The 18,796-nt window shown below is 59.5% G+C and carries 16 protein-coding genes; 4 read left to right on the top strand and 12 right to left on the bottom strand.

The genetic code is table 11. The features are described from left to right. The first annotated feature begins 67 nt into the window (after positions 1-67). Entirely contained in the window at positions 68-931 is an 864-nt protein-coding gene (gene asd / locus RYC17_RS17965) for an archaetidylserine decarboxylase (protein WP_058401248.1), read from the top strand. Between the two features lie 258 nt (positions 932-1,189). Further along, a complete protein-coding gene (locus RYC17_RS17960) occupies positions 1,190-2,974 on the top strand; it encodes a molecular chaperone (protein WP_316903947.1) in 1,785 nt (594 codons plus the stop codon). Positions 2,975-3,018: 44 nt separating this feature from the next. Here RYC17_RS17960 and serB read toward each other — a convergent pair whose 3' ends face one another. Continuing rightward, positions 3,019-4,233, bottom strand: a complete 1,215-nt coding sequence (gene serB, locus RYC17_RS17955; RefSeq protein ID WP_004654576.1) for a phosphoserine phosphatase SerB — start codon at positions 4,231-4,233, stop codon at positions 3,019-3,021. 130 nt (positions 4,234-4,363) lie between these two features. On the opposite strand from serB, the gene RYC17_RS17950 reads away from it, so the two are divergent. Continuing rightward, complete coding sequence (locus RYC17_RS17950) at positions 4,364-5,905, top strand: histidine kinase (RefSeq protein WP_316903945.1); 1,542 nt, start codon at positions 4,364-4,366, stop codon at positions 5,903-5,905. A gap of 598 nt (positions 5,906-6,503) precedes the next feature. Here RYC17_RS17950 and RYC17_RS17945 read toward each other — a convergent pair. From RYC17_RS17945 to RYC17_RS17900, 10 genes are all read right to left on the bottom strand, one after another. Next, positions 6,504-7,199: a membrane integrity-associated transporter subunit PqiC gene (locus RYC17_RS17945; protein ID WP_029241083.1), complete on the bottom strand. Its 696-nt coding sequence runs from the start codon at positions 7,197-7,199 to the stop codon at positions 6,504-6,506. Positions 7,200-7,382: 183 nt separating this feature from the next. After that, positions 7,383-9,638 carry a DNA topoisomerase IV subunit A gene (gene parC / locus RYC17_RS17940; protein WP_316903943.1) on the bottom strand — a complete coding sequence of 752 codons (2,256 nt, stop codon included), beginning with the start codon at positions 9,636-9,638 and terminating at the stop codon, positions 7,383-7,385. Between the two features lie 10 nt (positions 9,639-9,648). Further along, positions 9,649-10,182, bottom strand: coding sequence for a TIGR02281 family clan AA aspartic protease (locus tag RYC17_RS17935; RefSeq protein ID WP_011167552.1), 534 nt, complete (start codon positions 10,180-10,182; stop codon positions 9,649-9,651). Beyond that, positions 10,179-11,156, bottom strand: coding sequence for an esterase-like activity of phytase family protein (locus RYC17_RS17930; RefSeq protein WP_230017403.1), 978 nt, complete (start codon positions 11,154-11,156; stop codon positions 10,179-10,181). Before RYC17_RS17930 ends, RYC17_RS17935 begins: the two co-directional genes overlap by 4 nt. Beyond that, positions 11,153-13,057, bottom strand: coding sequence for a DNA topoisomerase IV subunit B (gene parE / locus RYC17_RS17925; protein ID WP_002551799.1), 1,905 nt, complete (start codon positions 13,055-13,057; stop codon positions 11,153-11,155). The genes RYC17_RS17930 and parE overlap by 4 nt, the downstream gene beginning before the upstream one ends. A 76-nt stretch (positions 13,058-13,133) precedes the next feature. Further along, the gene (locus RYC17_RS17920; RefSeq protein ID WP_005731105.1) at positions 13,134-13,751 is read right to left on the bottom strand and encodes a YqiA/YcfP family alpha/beta fold hydrolase; all 618 of its coding nucleotides are present in this window, start codon (positions 13,749-13,751) and stop codon (positions 13,134-13,136) included. Positions 13,752-13,839: 88 nt separating this feature from the next. Continuing rightward, positions 13,840-14,646, bottom strand: coding sequence for a 3',5'-cyclic-AMP phosphodiesterase (gene cpdA, locus RYC17_RS17915; RefSeq protein WP_316887610.1), 807 nt, complete (start codon positions 14,644-14,646; stop codon positions 13,840-13,842). An 87-nt stretch (positions 14,647-14,733) separates the two neighbouring features. Beyond that, complete coding sequence (locus tag RYC17_RS17910) at positions 14,734-15,108, bottom strand: hypothetical protein (protein WP_316903932.1); 375 nt, start codon at positions 15,106-15,108, stop codon at positions 14,734-14,736. 197 nt (positions 15,109-15,305) lie between these two features. Beyond that, complete coding sequence (locus RYC17_RS17905; protein WP_002551796.1) at positions 15,306-15,758, bottom strand: DUF1249 domain-containing protein; 453 nt, start codon at positions 15,756-15,758, stop codon at positions 15,306-15,308. Next, positions 15,749-16,366 (bottom strand): NUDIX domain-containing protein, encoded by a 618-nt coding sequence (locus RYC17_RS17900; RefSeq protein WP_002551795.1) that lies wholly within the window; start codon positions 16,364-16,366, stop codon positions 15,749-15,751. Before RYC17_RS17900 ends, RYC17_RS17905 begins: the two co-directional genes overlap by 10 nt. Positions 16,367-16,573: 207 nt before the next feature. Between RYC17_RS17900 and RYC17_RS17895 the strand changes: the two genes are divergently transcribed. Continuing rightward, positions 16,574-17,320, top strand: a complete 747-nt coding sequence (locus RYC17_RS17895) for an RsiV family protein (protein WP_058402412.1) — start codon at positions 16,574-16,576, stop codon at positions 17,318-17,320. Here RYC17_RS17895 and cytX read toward each other — a convergent pair. Continuing rightward, a complete protein-coding gene (gene cytX / locus RYC17_RS17890) occupies positions 17,289-18,578 on the bottom strand; it encodes a putative hydroxymethylpyrimidine transporter CytX (RefSeq protein ID WP_316903930.1) in 1,290 nt (429 codons plus the stop codon). The two genes, RYC17_RS17895 and cytX, sit on opposite strands and share 32 nt — an antisense overlap. Positions 18,579-18,796 lie beyond the last annotated feature (218 nt).

Below are 18,796 nucleotides of genomic sequence, written 5' to 3'. Positions count from 1 at the left end.
CCGCAAATCCTCAGGGCACTCCTCTTCAAAACGCTCATTTTCAGGACACTCATCTCCAGGACCCTCAATGAAAGACCGCTTGTTCATCATCAGTCAGTACCTGTTGCCACACCACCTGCTGTCCCGACTGGCTGGCTGCGTTGCCGAATGCCGCGTGCGCTGGTTCAAGAATGCCTTTACCGCGTGGTTCGCCCGCCGTTATCAGGTCGACATGTCGCAGGCACTGGTCGAAGACCTGACGTCCTACGAGCATTTCAACGCGTTCTTCACCCGTGCGCTGAAAGCCGACGCCCGCCCGCTGGATACCACACCCGGCGCGATTCTTTCGCCGGCCGACGGCGCCATCAGCCAGTTGGGCCCGATTGATCATGGCCGGATCTTCCAGGCCAAGGGGCACAGCTTCAGCGTGCTTGAACTGCTGGGCGGTGATCCCAAGCTGTCGGCACCGTTCATGGGCGGCGAGTTCGCGACGGTCTACCTGTCGCCGAAGGACTATCACCGCGTACACATGCCACTGGCCGGCACATTGCGCGAAATGGTCTACGTGCCGGGGCGTATCTTTTCGGTCAACCAGACCACCGCTGAAAACGTGCCGGAACTGTTCGCCCGTAACGAGCGAGTGGTCTGCCTGTTCGACACCGAGCGCGGGCCTATGGCTGTGGTGCTGGTCGGCGCGATGATCGTGGCGTCGGTCGAGACGGTGTGGGCCGGGCTGGTCACGCCGCCCAAGCGTGAGTTGAAGACGTTCAGCTACGACGAAGCAGCGCGTGCGCCGATTCACCTGGAAAAAGGCGCCGAGATGGGCCGTTTCAAACTGGGCTCCACGGCTATTGTGCTGTTTGGGCCAAATCAGGTGAAATGGGCCGAGCAACTGTCCGCTGGCTCCAAGGTACAGATGGGCCAGGCACTGGCAGCTCCGACACAGGCATGATCGTGATTTGAAGTCACAGTGCCTGACATGGGCGCCCAATTAAAAGGGGCGCTCATGCAGTTTAAGACCGGACAGTAATGGCTCCAGGCCATATTTACTGCGTAGTGATACCGATACTGGTAAAGTTGCCTGATCGGTGCTGTAGGATACTTCGCACTTTCATGGGCGTATGCTCGACATGTCGCCGCTCCGCGATGACGTCAGCCCCCATTTAAAGCCACCGTCCGGGCCAATGAGTTGTTGGAGTTCGCCTGTCACATGAGTAATTTTAGCCTCCCTCTGCTGCTGCGTGCCCCCACGCCAGCGCAGTCGAGCCTGACATTCTGTGAAGCCAACCCCCGCGACCTCAAACGCTGGATCTCCAGGCTGCCCAAAGCAAACCTGGGAGAAATGGCACGCCAGCTCTATCAAGGGCTGACCGAGCTGAACCAACTGATCACCCCCAGCGAAAACCGCCTGCAACTGCTTGAACTGCTGCGCCCCGAGGTGTACTTCGTCTGCAAGCACCTTGAGCGCCACTTTCTCAACCAGGCCATTGTGCTGGACGAGCGGCCGCGCAAGGTCGCCAATCTTTGCCAGGCCCTGCAAAACCATCTGGCGACCGGTTACAAGCAGATCATCCAGCAGGTAGCACCCCGCTACACCAGGGATCAGGCCGGACTTTTCAGCACCGCACTGCAACGAGCACTGCATGGGCTCAACGGACCGCTGATTCGCGCCAATCAGCTCTACTGCCCGGTGCAGGACGGTCTGTGGCTCGAACTGCATCAGATCTACCAGATTGCCCGCCAGTACCAGTTGCACAACACGCCGGTCGAAGAACCTCTGGCTCATCACACCAAGGCGTTGAGTGTGGAACAGACGTATGTGATCGCGCTGCTGATGGGGTGTTCGCGCTGCAACCAGATGCGTCAGTTGAACATCGGCAAACTGGCCGATGCACTTGAGGCCTGGAGCCCGCTGGTCAAGCTGCAATCGCCTGCCGGGGAGAACAGCCTGTTTGCCCTGGACCCGACGGCAGACAAACCGCCGCTGTATCGCACCCTGTTCAGCGATGAACAATCACCGAGGCTACTGGGTATCGACACCCAGTCGCTGGCAGAGGCAATCAACCAGTACCTGGCCTTGCCGGACGACCAGCGCAGCCCGTCCAGACTGCTGATTCCTACCGGTATCAATACCGACCTGCTGCAACATCTGGCGGCCGCCTGGGGTGATGTGGCCGAGCGGACCTTTCAGCGCACGGCAGGCCAGGGCACCCTGAAGCTGTGCATAGGCATGAGCGCACTGCATTTTTATGTAGCCGGTCAGAAGTCGTTCAGCGAACTCCTGCAACTCAACAGCGCAGGCAGTGCTGCGAGTTTTTCGCTGAAGATCGCCAATGATGACGAAGACGACCCTTGGGCTTCAGCCTTCGATACACAGCGCGGCAAGACCTCATCGCACCTGCTGCCGTATGAAGAAATCGAATACCCGAAGAACGATGGCGATAACGACTCGCTTTCCAACGGTCAGCACACGTTTCCGACCTTCGACCTGAATATCGTCAACCACAGCCCGGGCGGTTACTGCCTTGCGTGGCAGAAGGAAGTGCCTCATCAGTTACAGGCTGGCGAACTGGTAGGTATTCAGGACGACTCCGGCCAGGGCTGGAGCATTGCCATTGTGCGCTGGGTCCGGCAAGTGCGCAGCGGCGGCACACAAATGGGCATCGAACTGATCGCCCCCTTTGCCCAGCCGTGCGGCATGCAACTGATTCGTGAACAACAGAATAGCCAGTACCTGCGAACCCTGATGCTGCCGGAAGTACGCGCTATGGAAAAACCTGCGACCTTGCTCGCACCGCGCCTGCCCTTTCAGGAGGGCAGCAAGGTAATGATCAACGTCGGGGGCGAAGAGCGCCGTGCCTCACTGAGCAACCGGCGCATCAGCAGCGCCAGTTACAACCAGTTCGAGTATCAGATCTACGATGCGCCGAAAGCCGCCGAGGTCGAAAAGGCAAAACCAGGGCAAGAGTTCGATTCTCTGTGGGGCACGCTGTAATCGCTGCAATTGTCGCGGACACTGCAACGACTACGGCGCAAGACTCAGCGCTTTCCTTCGCGGTCGCGAAAACCCAACAGATACAGCACGCCATCCAGCCCCAGCGTTGAAATCGCCTGCTTTGCCGATTGCTTGACCAATGGCTTGGCGCGGAATGCGACACCCAGCCCGGCAATCGCCAGCATCGGCAAGTCATTGGCACCGTCGCCGACCGCGATGGTCTGCTCCAGACTCAAGCCTTCCTTATGCGCCAACTCGCGCAACAGGTCTGCCTTGCGCTGCGCATTGACGATCGGCTCTACGGCGACGCCGGTTACCTTGCCATCGACCACTTCCAGCTCGTTGGCGTACACATAATCGATGCCCAGCTTTGCTTGCAGCTGCTTGGCGAAGTAGGTAAAGCCACCCGAAAGAATAGCGGTCTTGTAACCCAGACGCTTGAGCTCGGAGAACAGCGTTTCAGCGCCTTCGGTCAAGCGCAGAGAAGCGCCGATTTCATCCAGCACACTGACATCCAGGCCCTTGAGCAGAGCCAGACGCTCCTTGAAGCTTTCGCTGAAATCCAGTTCGCCGCGCATCGCCCGCTCGGTAATCTCGGAAACCTGCTCGCCTACGCCTGCAGCCTTGGCCAGCTCATCGATCACTTCGGCCTCAATGAGGGTCGAGTCCATGTCGAACACAGCCAGACGCCGGTTGCGGCGAAACAGCGAGTCCTGCTGGAACGCGATATCTACGTTGAGATCCTGGGCAACCGCGAGGAATTCGGCCTGCATGGCTTTCGGGTCGGCTGGCTCGCCGCGCACGGTGAACTCAATGCAACCCTTGCCTTTGTCGGCCGGCGTGTCGAGCGGCATGCGCCCGGACAGACGATCGATCTGATCGATATTCAGCCCGTATTTAGCCGTAATGGCGCTGACGCACTGCAATTGCTCGGCCGTGACCTTGCGGGTCAGCAGTGTGACGATATGACGGGCCTTGCCCTGACCTTCAACCCAGTGCTGATAATCCGCTTCGGACACTGCCGTGAAACGGACCTGCTGATCGAGTTTGTAGGCGGTGAACAGGATGTCCTTGAGCACGGAAGAACCCTGCACGGTATCCGGAATTTCAACCAGGATGCCAAACGACAGGGTGTCGTGGATAACCGCCTGACCAATATCGAGAATGTTCACGCCACCCTGGGCGAGGACGCCGGTGATGGCAGCAGTAAGACCTGGACGGTCGACACCTGTGATGTTAATCAGGACGATTTCGCGCAAGGCGCACCCCCATAGTGGAAAAAAACCGCATTCTAACCACATTCAGTGACCACCGGGCACAGGCAGCGCTTTGCCGCCACTGGGTCGCTCGTTATACTGCGCGACAACTTCACCGAAAGAGCCGTGCTCTGTGAACCGGCCCACGCCCGTTAAAACCGATAATTTCTTCCTGCTCATCTTTCGTGCCCTGCGTCATCGCCGTGTACCGATCGCTTTGCGCATTGCCAGCCATAACGTGATCCTGGTCGCTTTGGCGCTGGTGATCTACGCCGGTGTCATGGGTCTGCAATTCAAGCAGGCCATGCATGAACAGGCTGATGCGCTGGGGCAGGCCCTGACGACCCAGACCGCCACCTCGGCCACCGAGCTGTTGGTGTCCAACGACATCCTCAGTCTCAACGTGCTGCTGGGCAATCTGGTCAAGAACCCGCTGGTAGCGCATGCCGCTATCTACAGTGTGGATAACCGCATTCTTGCGGAGGCTGGCCAGCGCCCGAAAAACGGGCTTCTGGGCGAGGCTCAGGGCCTTTATGAAATCAAGATCACGTTTCAGGACGTGATGGCAGGTCATCTGCGCATCAGCCTCGACATGTCACAGTTCCAGCAGCCGATGACCATCAGCCTGCAGAGCATGGGCATTCTGGCGGGCATTCTGCTGGCCCTGGCACTGGCCCTGAGCCTGCGCCTCGGCCGCCATATCTCCACGCCATTGATGCAGATGCGCATCTGGCTGCGCGATATCGACCCGTACACACCGGCTACCGACCGCCAGGATGAAATCGGCGATCTGGCCCGGCAACTGCGCACCTCGTTCGCACCACCGGTTCCGGAGCCGGAACCGCTGCCCGAACCCGAGTATGAAGGTGACGAGGACGACGGTGACGATCCATACCTGGAGCCGGAAGAGCGACCTGCACCACCGGTCTCGGCACGCAGCAGCGAACCGAAGCCGCGCCTGCCGGCACCGCCAGTCCAGCGTCGCATTGTTGCCGAAGAAGATGAAGACGACGACGAAGATCCGTTTGCGGACCTGCGTGACAATTCGAATACCGCACCAGTTGCCCGCCCGGTGGCTGCGCCGGTAGCGCCCATCGAGCCGCACAACAGTGCTGTGCTGGCCGTGCAATTAGGCGCGCAGGACCAATTGCGCCGCCTGCCGCGTGCACGACTGACCGAATTGCTGCAACGTTATCGCGACTGCCTCGATCAGGCCGCCTCGCTGTATGAAAGCGAGCTGCATACCCTGAACGATGGCAGCACCCTGATGCTGTTTCACAGCCACGAAAGCGGTGATGACTACCTCACCAACGCAATCTGCTGCGGCGAGCTATTACGTGCCCTGAGCCACGCATTGCAGATCGAGGTGGCCGACAGCGGCATCACGTTGCAACTGCAACTGGGCCTTACGCTGGGCGAGGGCCTGAGTGGTCTGAGCCAGATCGATCTGCTGCTGACTGAAACGGCGCAGGATGCATTGGCGCTGTCTCAGCACAGCCGCAATCTGCTGCTGGTTGAACGCCGCATCAACGACGACCCGTTGATCCGCCAGCGCGCCCGTATCCGCCCTATCGCCAGCCCTGAAGGCGCCTGCTGTGTGGAACGCCTGATGGAGCCCTACCCTTCGATGCTCGAACGCCAGCTGGCGCGCATGCACGAATCCAACAAGGCCTGAACACCGCCTCTCGTTCACATGCGTAAGCACAGGGCGAGAGGCGTCCGACCTTAACTGTGCAGCGTGGCGCAAATCTGTGACGCAGAGCGTCACCCAAGGCATTCCCACGCTGGAGCGTGCGGAACGATAGGTGTTCGCGAGATCACCATCGTGCCCATGCTCCGCGTGGGCATGCCGTTCTGGACGCTCCGCGTCCTATCCTGACCGCACTGGAGCATTTGGAACGATAGGTGTCCGCAAGATCACCATCGTGCCCATGCTCCGCGTGGGCATGCCGTTCTGGACGCTCTGCGTCCGATCCTGACCGCACTGGAGCATTTGGAACGATAGGCGTCCGCAAGATCACCATCGTGCCCATGCTCCGCGTGGGCATGCCGTTCTGGACGCTCTGCGTCCTATCCTGACCGCACTGGAGCATTTGGAACGATAGGCGTCCGCAAGATCACTATCGTGCCCATGCTCCGCGTGGGCATGCCGTTCTGGACGCTCTGCGTCCTATCCTGACGGTGCAAAGCGTCAGGAATGTCGAGGTGTGAGAAGCGAGGATTCGCGTCCAACAAAAAGCCCGCATCGCTGCGGGCTTTTTGTTGGGCCAATCCTAGAAGCGGAACACTTCAAGGTCGGTGCGTATGGGCGAGGCCATTGGAATTCTTGGTTTGTCAGGCTCTTTGGCCTTGGCAACCGGGGGCTTTTTCGGTTCTTCGATCGGCTGCCAGGAAATCGGCTTGATCGCAGTGCTGACCTGATCGGCCAGGCGTTGCAACAGCATGCCCTGGGCCTTGACCTGGTCGGCGGAGCTGCCGGCATGGACCTGTTCCAGGTGGACCAGTCGACTGTCACGAACATGGCCTTTACGGTCCAGAAGACGCCATTGCGCATCCAGAACAGCAGGCTGTTTGGCACCGGAGTCCAGACGGGTGATCGACAGTACGACCTGAACGTCCGGTGTGAAGTTGGCAACCGCAGGTGCCATGACGACACGCTGGCTGTCCAGCTTCCAGGCCAGCTGGCGCAAAAGCAGCTGGTCGATGTCGGAAGACAGATTGCCCGCCCAGCGCCCGTCAGGCGATGCGGTCAAGGTGCCGTCGGGCTGGCGTTGCAGCAGGGTTTCACGTTGCAGATAGTCGGCCACCGAAACAGGACCCAGCAATACTGCCAGACCACTACTCTGTTTCGGCTGACCAGGCTCACCGCTATCGAGCTGATAAAGCGCGGTCGGCTGGCGCACACTGCAACCAGCCAGACCCAAAACGCCAGTCATCAGCAGGATCAGGGGAAGGCGTAGAAAATTCATCATCCCATCCAGGTGGCCGCCCCGAGGCAGGCCACAGTATAAGTACTTTCAAGACCCATGCAGGCACTGAGCCACGCATGCACCCCAAGACCCCATATCATCCGTGAATATGCATCATGACTCCAGCGATTATGCATCGTACTTCATGGCAAAACGAAGAACGCTGGTGCCAGATCAATGTTTTCAGCTATTTTCCACCAATAACGCGTCTACGCGCTGGAAGCCTCTTGGCAATTTATTGCCACGTCGGCCGCGTTCACCCTTGTAATGTTCAAGGTCTTCAGGTTTAAGCGACAGCGTTCGCTTGCCCGCCTGGAGAACCAGCGTCGCGCCCTGCGCAATCACCGCCAGATCGGTCACATATTCTTCTCGGCTGGCTACCCGCTCACCCGGAATACCGATGATCTTGTTGCCTTTGCCTTTGCCCAACTGCGGCAAATCGCTGATCTTGAACACCAGCAGACGGCCTTCAGTGGTCACCGCTGCCAGCCAGTTCTGCTCACGGTCGGGCACCGGCCGAGGCAAGATGACTTTTGCCCCGTTCGGCAAGCTCAGCAACGCCTTGCCCGCCTTGTTCTTGGCCTGCAGGTCTTCGCCTTTGACGACAAACCCATAACCGGCATCCGAAGCGATCACATACAGCGCGTCATCTTCAGGCATCAATACGCACTCGAACGTCGCACCCGGTGGCGGTTGCAGCTTGCCGGTCAACGGCTCGCCCTGGCCTCGTGCAGATGGCAGGGTGTGTGCAGCCACCGAATAGCTGCGCCCGGTCGAGTCGATGAACACGGCGAACTGATTCGAGCGGCCGGTGGACGACGTCTTGAAACCATCCCCTGCTTTGTAGGAAAGCCCGGTGGCATCGATATCGTGGCCTTTGGCGCAACGCACCCAGCCTTTTTCCGAAAGCACGACAGTTACCGGCTCGGTGGGCATCAATTCGTTTTCAGACAGCGCCTTGGCTTCGGCACGGGCAACAATCGGCGAGCGGCGATCATCGCCATAGGTTTCGGCGTCGGCGATCAGTTCGGCACGGACCAGCTTGCGCAACTTGGACTCACTGCCCAGCAGTGCCAGAAGCTTGGCCTGCTCTTTGCGCAGGGCTTCCTGCTCGCTGCGCAGCTTCATCTCTTCCAGACGCGCCAACTGACGCAGACGGGTATCGAGGATGTAGTCTGCCTGGATTTCCGACAGGCCAAAACGTGCAATCAGCTCCGCCTTGGGATGTTCGGCGGTGCGGATGATGTGAATCACTTCATCCAGGTTCAGGTAAGCCGTGAGCAAACCGTCCAACAGGTGCAGACGATGCTCGACCTTGTCCAGACGAAATTGCAGACGACGCCGCACAGTACCGATGCGGAACGTCAGCCATTCGCCGAGCAGAGTCTTGAGGTTCTTGAGCTGCGGCTTGCCGTCCAGACCGATGATGTTGATGTTCACCCGATAGCTGGATTCCAGCTCGGTGGTCGCGAACAGATGCTGCATCAACTCGTCCAGCTCAACCCGGTTGGAGCGCGGAATGATCACGATACGACAAGGGTTTTCGTGGTCAGACTCGTCACGCAGGTCGGCAACCATCGGCAGCTTCTTGGCCTGCATCTGCGCGGCGATCTGCTCCAGCACCTTGGCACCGGATACCTGATGCGGCAGTGAAGTCACGACAATGTCGCCATCTTCAATGCGGTACACGGCCCGCATGCGCACCGAACCGCGCCCGGTCTCGTAGATTTTCAGCAGGTCGGCACGCGGCGTGATGATTTCCGCTTCGGTCGGATAGTCCGGCCCCAGAATGTGCTCGCACAGTTCCGGAACCGTGGCCTTGGGGTCGTCCAGCAGATGAACGCAGGCGCTTGCAACTTCGCGCAGGTTGTGCGGCGGCACGTCGGTGGCCATACCGACGGCAATGCCGGTGGTGCCATTGAGCAGGATATTCGGCAAACGCGCCGGCAGCACGGCCGGTTCGTCCAGTGTGCCGTCAAAGTTCGGCACCCAGTCAGCCGTGCCCTGGCCCAGTTCACTGAGCAGGACTTCGGAATAGCGCGACAGACGCGCCTCGGTGTAACGCATGGCCGCGAAGGATTTGGGATCATCCGGCGCACCCCAGTTACCCTGCCCGTCCACCAGCGTGTAGCGGTAGCTGAATGGCTGAGCCATCAGCACCATCGCTTCGTAGCAGGCCGAGTCGCCGTGCGGGTGGAATTTACCGAGTACGTCGCCGACGGTACGCGCCGATTTCTTGTGCTTGGCGTCAGCCCCCAGGCCCAGTTCGCTCATCGCGTAGATGATGCGCCGCTGAACAGGCTTCAGACCGTCCCCGATATGCGGCAAGGCACGGTCCATGATCACGTACATGGAGTAGTTGAGGTAGGCCTGTTCGGTGAAGTCAGCCAGTGATCGGCGTTCTACACCATCCAGGCTGAGGTCAAGGGAGTCGCTCATGCGGGCCTCATTATTTCGTTGACTGGCGCAGCAGCAAGTTGCCGCCACGCTGTGTGAATTCGAGTTGTTTCATGGCGCTCATGCCCAGCAGCACCTGCTCACCGTCCAGACCGGGTGCCACCAGAGCACGCACATTGGTCAGGACTATATCGCCCAGTTGCAAGCGGTCGAGCGTGGTCCGAAAACCCTGACTGTTGCCATTGGCCGTGCTGACCGTGACCGCAAAGCCGCGTTTCAGGCCCAGGCTGTCAGCCATATCACCGGGTACGGCCACGTCGGTCGCCCCGGTGTCGATCATGAACTCTACCGTCCGGCCGTTGATCTGGCCGGTACTGACAAAGTGCCCCTGACGATTACCCGCCAGTTGCACTTCGATGTATCCGTCACCGTGTTGCGAAGCAACCACCGTATTAGGGTTCTGCTGTTTGTCTTCCCAACTGCCGAAAAAGCGCGTCGCCAGAAACAGGCCAGCAGCCCAGGCAACGATCATCAATATCTTGCCAGCGCGCTTGCCGGGTTGCGGTTGATTCGCTGGCTGGCTCACTGACCGGCGCTCCAACCCGCTTCAGGCGCAGCGAACCGCCAGACAATCGGGCGTTTTTCACCGTCGGCGCGCGCACCGAAGTTATTGTCGATGCCGATCCACGCGCCCTTCTCGTCCACCACCAGCGCTTCGGTCAGGCCATAGGGCTGATCATAACGACGCGAAGGCACCATCGCTTCCTTGGCGAACGACCAGCAACGTTCGACCTGGCCGGTCTCAAGCCCACGCCGACAGATGCGATAGGCCGCACGTTCAAGCGTGAACAGCTTGCCGTTGTAGAGCGACAGATCGGAAAAGTCCGTGGACACGGTCTTGTGCCCCTGTTCTGCAGGCAGCAGGTCTTTACCGTCTTCGGACAGCAGCACGCAGCTTTGCCCGCAGCTCCATTGTTCCTTGTCACGCTGCACCACCAGCAGCCCGCGTTTCTCCCGCTCGGCGGCCAGCCAGATGCGGTCGCCCGAGGCGTTCACGGCAATACCTTCGAAAATCGCGTTGAAGTGTTGCAACATGCCCTGGCCGCGCGCCTGTTCTATCAGCGCTTGCGGCAAATCCAGCCAGAACGGCGCACCACTGACCGGAACCTTGAGCACCGTGCCATAGGCCTCGCTGACCAGATAGCGATTACCGGCTGCATCACAACTCACGCCTTCAAAATCCAGATCACCGCCACGCACCAACGCCGAAAGGCCTGCCAGCGAACGCAACTTGAGCGGCAGAAAGCTGTGCGGCGCAGGTGCGTCAATGCGGTGTGCTTCTGCCTTCCAGGTGTCTTGCGACACATCGAGGCTGTACAGCACATTGTCGTCACGGTCGGAAACGGTCCACAGCTGGCCATTGCACATGGCCAGACCCGACAGATTGCCGCCGACCATGTCGTCTACCGGGTGCTCGGATTGCAGTTTCAGGACCTCAAGCGGCGCGGCGAAAACCGGCGCGGCAACCAGGGTCAGGGCGGCGAGCCAGGCTCGTATCAAGTCAGGACCTCGGCGAGGTTGCCCTTCGATTCAAGCCAGGACTTGCGATCACCTGCACGCTTCTTCGCCAGCAACATGTCCATCATTTCCGACGTAGCAGCGAAATCATCCAGCGTGAGCTGCACCAGACGCCGCGTGTTCGGGTCCATGGTGGTTTCGCGCAGTTGCGGCGGGTTCATTTCACCCAGGCCCTTGAATCGGGTGACCTGTGGTTTGCCACGTTTCTTTTCAGCCACCAGACGGTCGAGAATTCCGTCGCGCTCGCTTTCGTCCAGCGCGTAGTAGATTTCCTTGCCAAGGTCGATCCGGTACAGCGGCGGCATGGCCACATACACATGCCCGGCGTCGACCAGCGGGCGGAAGTGCTGGACGAACAACGCACACAGCAAGGTGGCGATGTGCAGACCATCCGAGTCGGCGTCGGCGAGAATGCAGATCTTGCCGTAACGCAACTGGCTGATATCCGCCGCGCCCGGATCAACCCCGATGGCAACCGCGATGTTGTGCACTTCCTGGCTGGCGAGCACTTCGCCGCCGTCCACTTCCCAAGTGTTCAGAATCTTGCCGCGCAGGGGCAGGATGGCCTGGAATTCCTTGTCCCGCGCCTGCTTGGCCGAACCACCGGCGGAATCACCTTCGACCAGAAACAGCTCGGAGCGCGCCGGGTCCTGTCCGGCACAGTCAGCCAGCTTGCCCGGCAGTGCGGGGCCTTGGGTAATGCGCTTGCGTTCGACCTTCTTGCTGGCCTTGAGGCGACGACCGGCGTTGTTGATCGCCAGGTCAGCCAGTTGCAGGCCCAGCTCCGAGTGGGTATTGAGCCACAGACTGAAAGCGTCCTTGACCACGCCGGAAACGAACGCCGCCGCTTCGCGGGAAGACAGCCTCTCTTTGGTCTGCCCGGAAAACTGCGGCTCCTGCATTTTCATCGACAGGACGAAGGCGATTCGCTCCCAGACGTCTTCCGGTGCCAGCTTGACGCCCCGCGGCAACAGGTTGCGGAACTCGCAGAACTCGCGCATCGCATCCAGCAAGCCCTGGCGCAAGCCGTTCACATGGGTGCCGCCCTGCGCCGTGGGGATCAGGTTGACGTAGCTTTCCTGAACGCTGTCGCCACCTTCGGGCAGCCAGAGCAACGCCCAGTCGACCGCTTCCTTGTTACCAGCGAAGCTGCCGCAGAACGGTTCGTCCGGCAGTCGCAGGAAGTCGCTGACCGAATCCTGCAGATACGAGCGCAAGCCGTCTTCGTAATGCCACTCGACTTTTTCGTTAGTGGATTTGTCTTCAAAGCTGACCAGCAGGCCCGGGCACAGAACCGCCTTGGCCTTGAGCACGTGCTTGAGGCGGCTGACCGAGAACTTCGGTGTATCGAAATACTTCGGATCGGGCGCGAAATAGACGCTGGTCCCGGTGTTGCGCTTGCCGACAGTGCCGATAACCGCCAGCTCTGTGGCCTTATAGCCGTCGGCGAAGGTCATTTCGTATTCGTTGCCATCGCGCTTGACCCGCACCCGAACCTGAGTGGAAAGCGCGTTGACCACGGAAATCCCTACGCCGTGCAGGCCGCCGGAGAACTGGTAGTTCTTGTTGGAGAACTTGCCACCCGCATGCAGCTTGGTGAGGATCAGCTCGACGCCGGACACACCTTCTTCCGGGTGAATGTCCACCGGCATGCCGCGGCCGTCGTCGGACACCTCAAGCGAGTTGTCGGCATGAAGGATGACCTGTACCGAGCGCGCGTGACCAGCCAGAGCTTCGTCGACACTGTTGTCGATGACTTCCTGAGCCAGGTGGTTGGGCCGCGAGGTGTCGGTGTACATGCCCGGACGTTTGCGAACCGGATCGAGGCCCGAGAGGACTTCGATGGCGTCTGCGTTATAAGAGCTAGCGCTGGGATTGGCCATGGGTTCTCGTTATCAATCTTTCATGGAATTTCGGGGGTTCAATGTTCTTGCATTCAGCAGGCCGGGCATTGATCGCCTACAGCGCCGACAGGTCGATCTTCTGCAGCAGATCGGGGGCAAACCCGGCAAAGCTCAACAACGCGGGCATTTGCTCGGCAAACCCCTGAAAACTGTGATCGCCACCCGCCTGAATGCGCAACGCACAGGCCCGGTAAAACTTCTCGGCGCGGCGATAATCAAGGGTCTCGTCACCGGTTTGCAACCACACCTGAAACTGCTGCGGGTCCTGGGGAGCAGGAACCTCCAGCTCGGCCAGCGCCTGAATATGGTCTTCGGTCAACTGCCACTGCTCGCCGGTGTACAGGTTCTGCTGCACGCCGAGAAACCCGTCAAACAGCTGATGCGGGTTGACTGCCGGGTTGATCAGCACCGCCTTGAGGCCATGCTGCTGCGCCAAATGAGTCGCATAGTAGCCGCCGAGCGAGCTGCCGACCAGTAATGGCCGTCCCAGCTCCTTTATAGCGGTTTCAAGCTGCCCCATAGCCTGACGCGGATGGTGATGCAGTTCAGGGACTTGCAGACGATCAGCCAGACCCAACGACTTCATCAGCGCGGCCAACTGACAGGCCTTTCTCGACAGGGCCGAGCTGTTCAAGCCATGAATGTATAGCAATGAAGGTGTGTCGCTCGTCACGCTGTCGCTCCCGAGTGCAAGGCAAAGCCGTGTAGTTTACAGGGACTTACGCTACAACACCTCACTGGAAACGTGTCCGCCCGCTCATTCAGTAGCCGGTGCCGCCGTAATCGACTTCGAATTCCATGCCGACCACTCTGGAAACAGCGGTTTCCAGCCGTCCGTCGTCATGCAGACGCAACCAGCGATAACCCGGCGCCGTGGTGTCCACCTTGAAATCGGCACTGCCCGGCGCGAACTGAATGCAGGTCGAAGGCGACGCCAGCAGGCGCACGCCGTTACGCATCTGGTCGAACTCCTGATGTACATGCCCCCACAATACGGCCCGAACCTGCGGGAATCGATCCAGCACCGCAAACAACGCGTCAGCATTGCGCAGACCGATGGGTGCCATCCATTCACAGCCGATGGCCACCGGGTGGTGATGCAGGCAAACCAGATGATGCCGGTCAGGCGCTTCGCTCAGTGACTGCTCCAGCAACTGCAATTGCCCAGTGGCCAGAAAACCTGGCACCGAACCGGGCACTGCCGAATCCAGCAGCGTCACCCGCCACTGGCCGATGTTGATGATCGGATCAAGCAGCCCTTCAGCCTGTGCCACATGCTCCATCTGCGGCAATTCATCATGATTACCGGCAAACCAGCGCGCGGGCGCGGCGATCTGCGTACTTATCCGGCGAAACGCTTCGTAAGACTCGACGCTGCCATCCTGCGAGATATCCCCGCTGGCCACCACAAGATCAATATGTGGCTGCTCGGCGAGGACCAGATCAACGACTTTTTCCAGACTGTTCCGCGTGCTCATGCCCAGCAACGCCCCATCCGCCTCGGCGAACAGGTGGCTGTCGGATATCTGCACCAGCAAAACTGACGATGAAGGGGCTGCGCTTGGCAAGACCGTCTCCCAGAGAGGATTCAGCGCGATTATGTGATGTGGCAGCGGGCGGGTAAACCGGGAATGTGGGTGCGGGTGAGCATTTGGTCACATTTGCTGATTCGCTCGGTGCTTGAGCACAATTGAAGCAATAAGTCCGGCCGACACCATGCCCGCCAGTCCCGCACCCAAGAGATAGCTCAGCACCCGCTCATAAGGCATTCCAGGCCAGAGATATCCCGCCAACAAAAGCTCCAGGACAACGCCAAGAATCATTCCTGCCAGTCCAGCCAGATGAACGATCCACGGCATGAGCCTCAAAGACAGAATACCGATGACCACTCCGGTAATGGCCGTATATAGAAAGTGTTCCCAACGCAGAGCGCTGCCTGCCAGGGTTATCAACCCGAGATAGCTGAAAAGGCTGAGGGTGATTCCCGAGAAGCACGCTAACAGACATCGTGGGGTGCCTAAGTCACTCATTCGTTATACCTGCAAATAAATTCAGGTCGAATGTAAGGCATGTGGTTTCAAATCCAAGGTGCCGGGGGATTTTCAGAAACCACCTACAAGACTGGAGCCTGCCCGCTGTCAGCTGACGTCACTTGTCGGTCAATCCGGTGCGGGAGAAACACAGGGCAAAGCCAAGGAGCAGTAGCGCGATAACAATTGAAGAGGGGTTAACGCACTGCCTCAAACTCATGCCCACACGCCAGGCAATGACTCAGCCACTCGCCCAGAAACAAATTGAGCTGGGCTTTTTCGTCCGGTTGATGCATGTCGGCGTTGGGGTAGGGATAAATCCCGCGAAAGCGCCGCGCATGCTCGGCGCCGATGACTTCGGCCATGCGTGCGTCGTGGTATACCTGAACCTCGAGCACCGGCACCGGCAGCCATGGCAGGCTGTGTTCCTGGCGGACTTGCAGGGTGGTGGTGTACGGGCAGTCGAGCAATACTTCGACGGCCAGTACGCCCAGCATCTGGTCACCCTGTGTAACGGCGACGCGGCGTGAGCGCTGTTCGTTGCGCATGTCGGGCAGCAGGCGCATCAGGCGCGCGTAGTTGGCCTCACACGCAGCCTGCAGTCCGGCAAGGTCGACACGGTAGCGCTCGCGCAATAGATTCACGACCATAAACCCCTTATCTCCGCACGATTCAGCGCCAGCCATTGCAGGGCGATAATCGTCGACGCGTTTTTGATTGTTCCGTCTTTCATCGCCTGCATTGCGTCATCGAATGACCAGACTGTGACCCGGATGTCTTCGCCTTCGGACTCAAGCCCGTGAATTCCGCCTGCCCCTTCACTGCTGCACTGCCCCAGGTACAAGTGAACAAACTCATTACTGCCACCTGGAGAAGGAAAGTATTTGGTGATGGGCCAAAGCGAGCGGAACACCAGTCCAGCTTCCTCCTCTGCCTCGCGATGAGCAACTTCTTCCGGCTGTTCATCCTTGTCGATCAGCCCGGCGACCAGTTCGATCAGCCACGGGTTGCTGGTCTTTTCCATGGCACCTACGCGGAACTGCTCGATGAGCACCACTTCGTCACGCTTGGCATCGTACGGCAGTACACAAACCGCATCGTGGCGAACGAAAAGCTCGCGGCTGATTTCCTTGCTCATGCCACCTGCGAACAGTTCGTGGCGCACATGCAGCTTGTCCAGCCTATAGAAGCCCTTGAAGCAGTTTTCACGCTGTATGGTTTCAAAAGCGCTTGGTGCAGATCGTGTGGTCTGGGTCATGGGTTTCTCGCTTGTCGCCGTTTTTGACATCGGGTCATCCTAACGCGCATCGACGGTAAGATGCAGCCCCCTTGAAGATGCAGGGTAGACGGCCGGGACTTAAAACAATTCTAATCTGCCATGATCGAACCGAAGACGTTGTTTACAGTCCAACCAGCCTGCATACGCACAACGCAACCGCCTTTACTGACACTGCCAAGGATCAACATGTCGTTACTGAGGATCACTTCACTGGCTTGCCTGGCCCTGTTGCTCGGCGCCTGCCAAAGCCTCTTCACGCCCAACATGCGCACACCGCTGCAAGTCCAGCGCGATGCCTCCGAGCTGATCAAGCCAGGCTGCACCACGGCGGACTGCCCGCTGGTGAACATCGATACTGTGCATTTTCCCGATGAGCCGCGACTGGACGCCATCGTTCAGAAGACCTTGCTGCAACTGACCGTTGCTGACAGCAGCGCCTCGCCGCCTGCGTCTATCAAAGCCTATCAGGAGCAGTTCCTGAGCCATGCCCAAGGCCGCAACAGCAGTTATCTGCAAGCCAAGGTACGCGAGCAGCATGACGGTATCGTGGTTGTCGAACTGTCCAGCTACCTGGATACCGGTGGTGCCCACGGCAACCCTGGCCGGGCGTTCATCAACTATTCGCGTCAGCAGCAGAAAGTTCTGACCCTGGCCGACATGATCATTCCGGGCAAGGAAAGCGAATTCTGGCAGAAGGCCCAACTGGCCCACCAGGGCTGGCTGGTCTCGACCAAGATGAATGAAGACAGCGAGTTCATGAAGACCTGGCCGTTCAAGCGCACGCCACACATCGCGCTGACCTACGGCGCAGTGATCCTCAAGTACTCGGTGGATACCATTGCGCCGTATTCGATGGGTCACATCGAGCTGAAGATTCCTTACCCTCAGCTCAATGGCATCCTCAAGCCGGAACTGTTCCCCGGTCGCGGTTGATTGCACCGCCGATCAACAACTGCAACACGCCAGCGACAACGAGCGCTGGCAGTGTTGCACCGACATTCGGGTAAAAGCCAGCCAGCAGGTGATAGGTGCTGAGCCCGCCCAGCCACGCCAGCAGACTCATCCAGCGCAAACCGCCCTCCGCTACCTGACCACTGCGACGACGCAGGATGAAATGGTCGACCAGCACCACGCCGAACAGCGGCGCAAACACCGAGCCGATCAGCAGCAGGAAGTTCTGGTATTGGGCCAGCGGTGCCAGACAGGCGATCAGCGTGCAGATCACGCCGATGATCAATGCCAGGTGCTCGACCTTGATGCGTGACAGCAAAGCACTCGATACCGCCGCCGAATGCATATCGGCGAACGCATTTTCCGTCTCATCCAGCAGAATCAGCAGCAGCGGGATACCCAGACCTGCGCCGGCCAGCGCCAGCAGCAAGGCATTGACCTCACCGCTCGGCGCGAACGCCAACGTATAGGCAACGCCCAGACTCATCAGCCAGAAGTTACCGATGAAAAAGCCTGCAGCCGTGCCGCCGAAGACACTTTTCGCACGTTGGCCGAAGCGCGAGTAGTCGGCAATGAGCGGCAGCCAGGACAGCGGCATGGCGATGGCAATGTCGAACCCCGAAGCAAACGGCAGCGAACCGTCACCGGATGTCGCCCACAGCGCTGCCAGATCAGCCTTGCTCAGCAGGTTCCAGGTCAGCCATGAACACGCGGCCAGCAGTATCCAGATTCCCCACTTGCGTAAGAATCGGCGCACGAAGGTCAATGGCCCGCTGACCGCCAGCAGAGTGGCCAGCGCTCCGAAAAACAATGTCCAGAGCAGCGGACTGGTCAATAGACTGCCCTGCGAAAAAGCCCGATCGCTCAACAGACTGGCGGCGTCGCGCATGACGATGATCTCGAACGAACCCCAACCGATCAGTTGCAGCAGGTTCAACACTGCGGGCAGCGATGCGCCTTTGCTGCCCAGGCTGAGTTTGAGGGCTGCCATTGAAGACAAACCGGTGTCACTGCCGATCACGCCGACACTGGCGAGCAGTAAAACGCCCACCAGCGTGCCGAGGAAAATCGCCAGCATCGAGCCGGACATGCCCAGCCCCGGCGCCAGCAAGGCCCCGGTTTGCAGCACCATCAAACCGATGCCGAGGGAAAACCACAGGGAAAACAGATCCCGCCCACCGAACACCCGCTGGCTAGCGGGTACAGGGGTGTCAGGAGAATAGGTGCCAGGTGTGTTCACGTTTGTGTCTCGTATGGGGTGTTGATCGGTGATTCGGGATCGGACGCGGAGCTTCCAGAACAGCGCTACCACGCAGAGCGTGGGATCATCGCAATTATCGTGCGGCGCTCTGCGTCGCATGCCGTTCTGGACGCTCCGCGCCCTCTTGACGACGCAGAGCGTCGAGAACTGCATTCCCACGCTGGAGCGTGCGGAACGATAATCTCAACTATCGTGCG

The organism is Pseudomonas syringae group sp. J248-6, assembly GCF_032586995.1.
Lineage (GTDB): Bacteria > Pseudomonadota > Gammaproteobacteria > Pseudomonadales > Pseudomonadaceae > Aquipseudomonas > Aquipseudomonas amygdali.
This window is presented reverse-complemented; position numbering and strand designations above follow the sequence as displayed.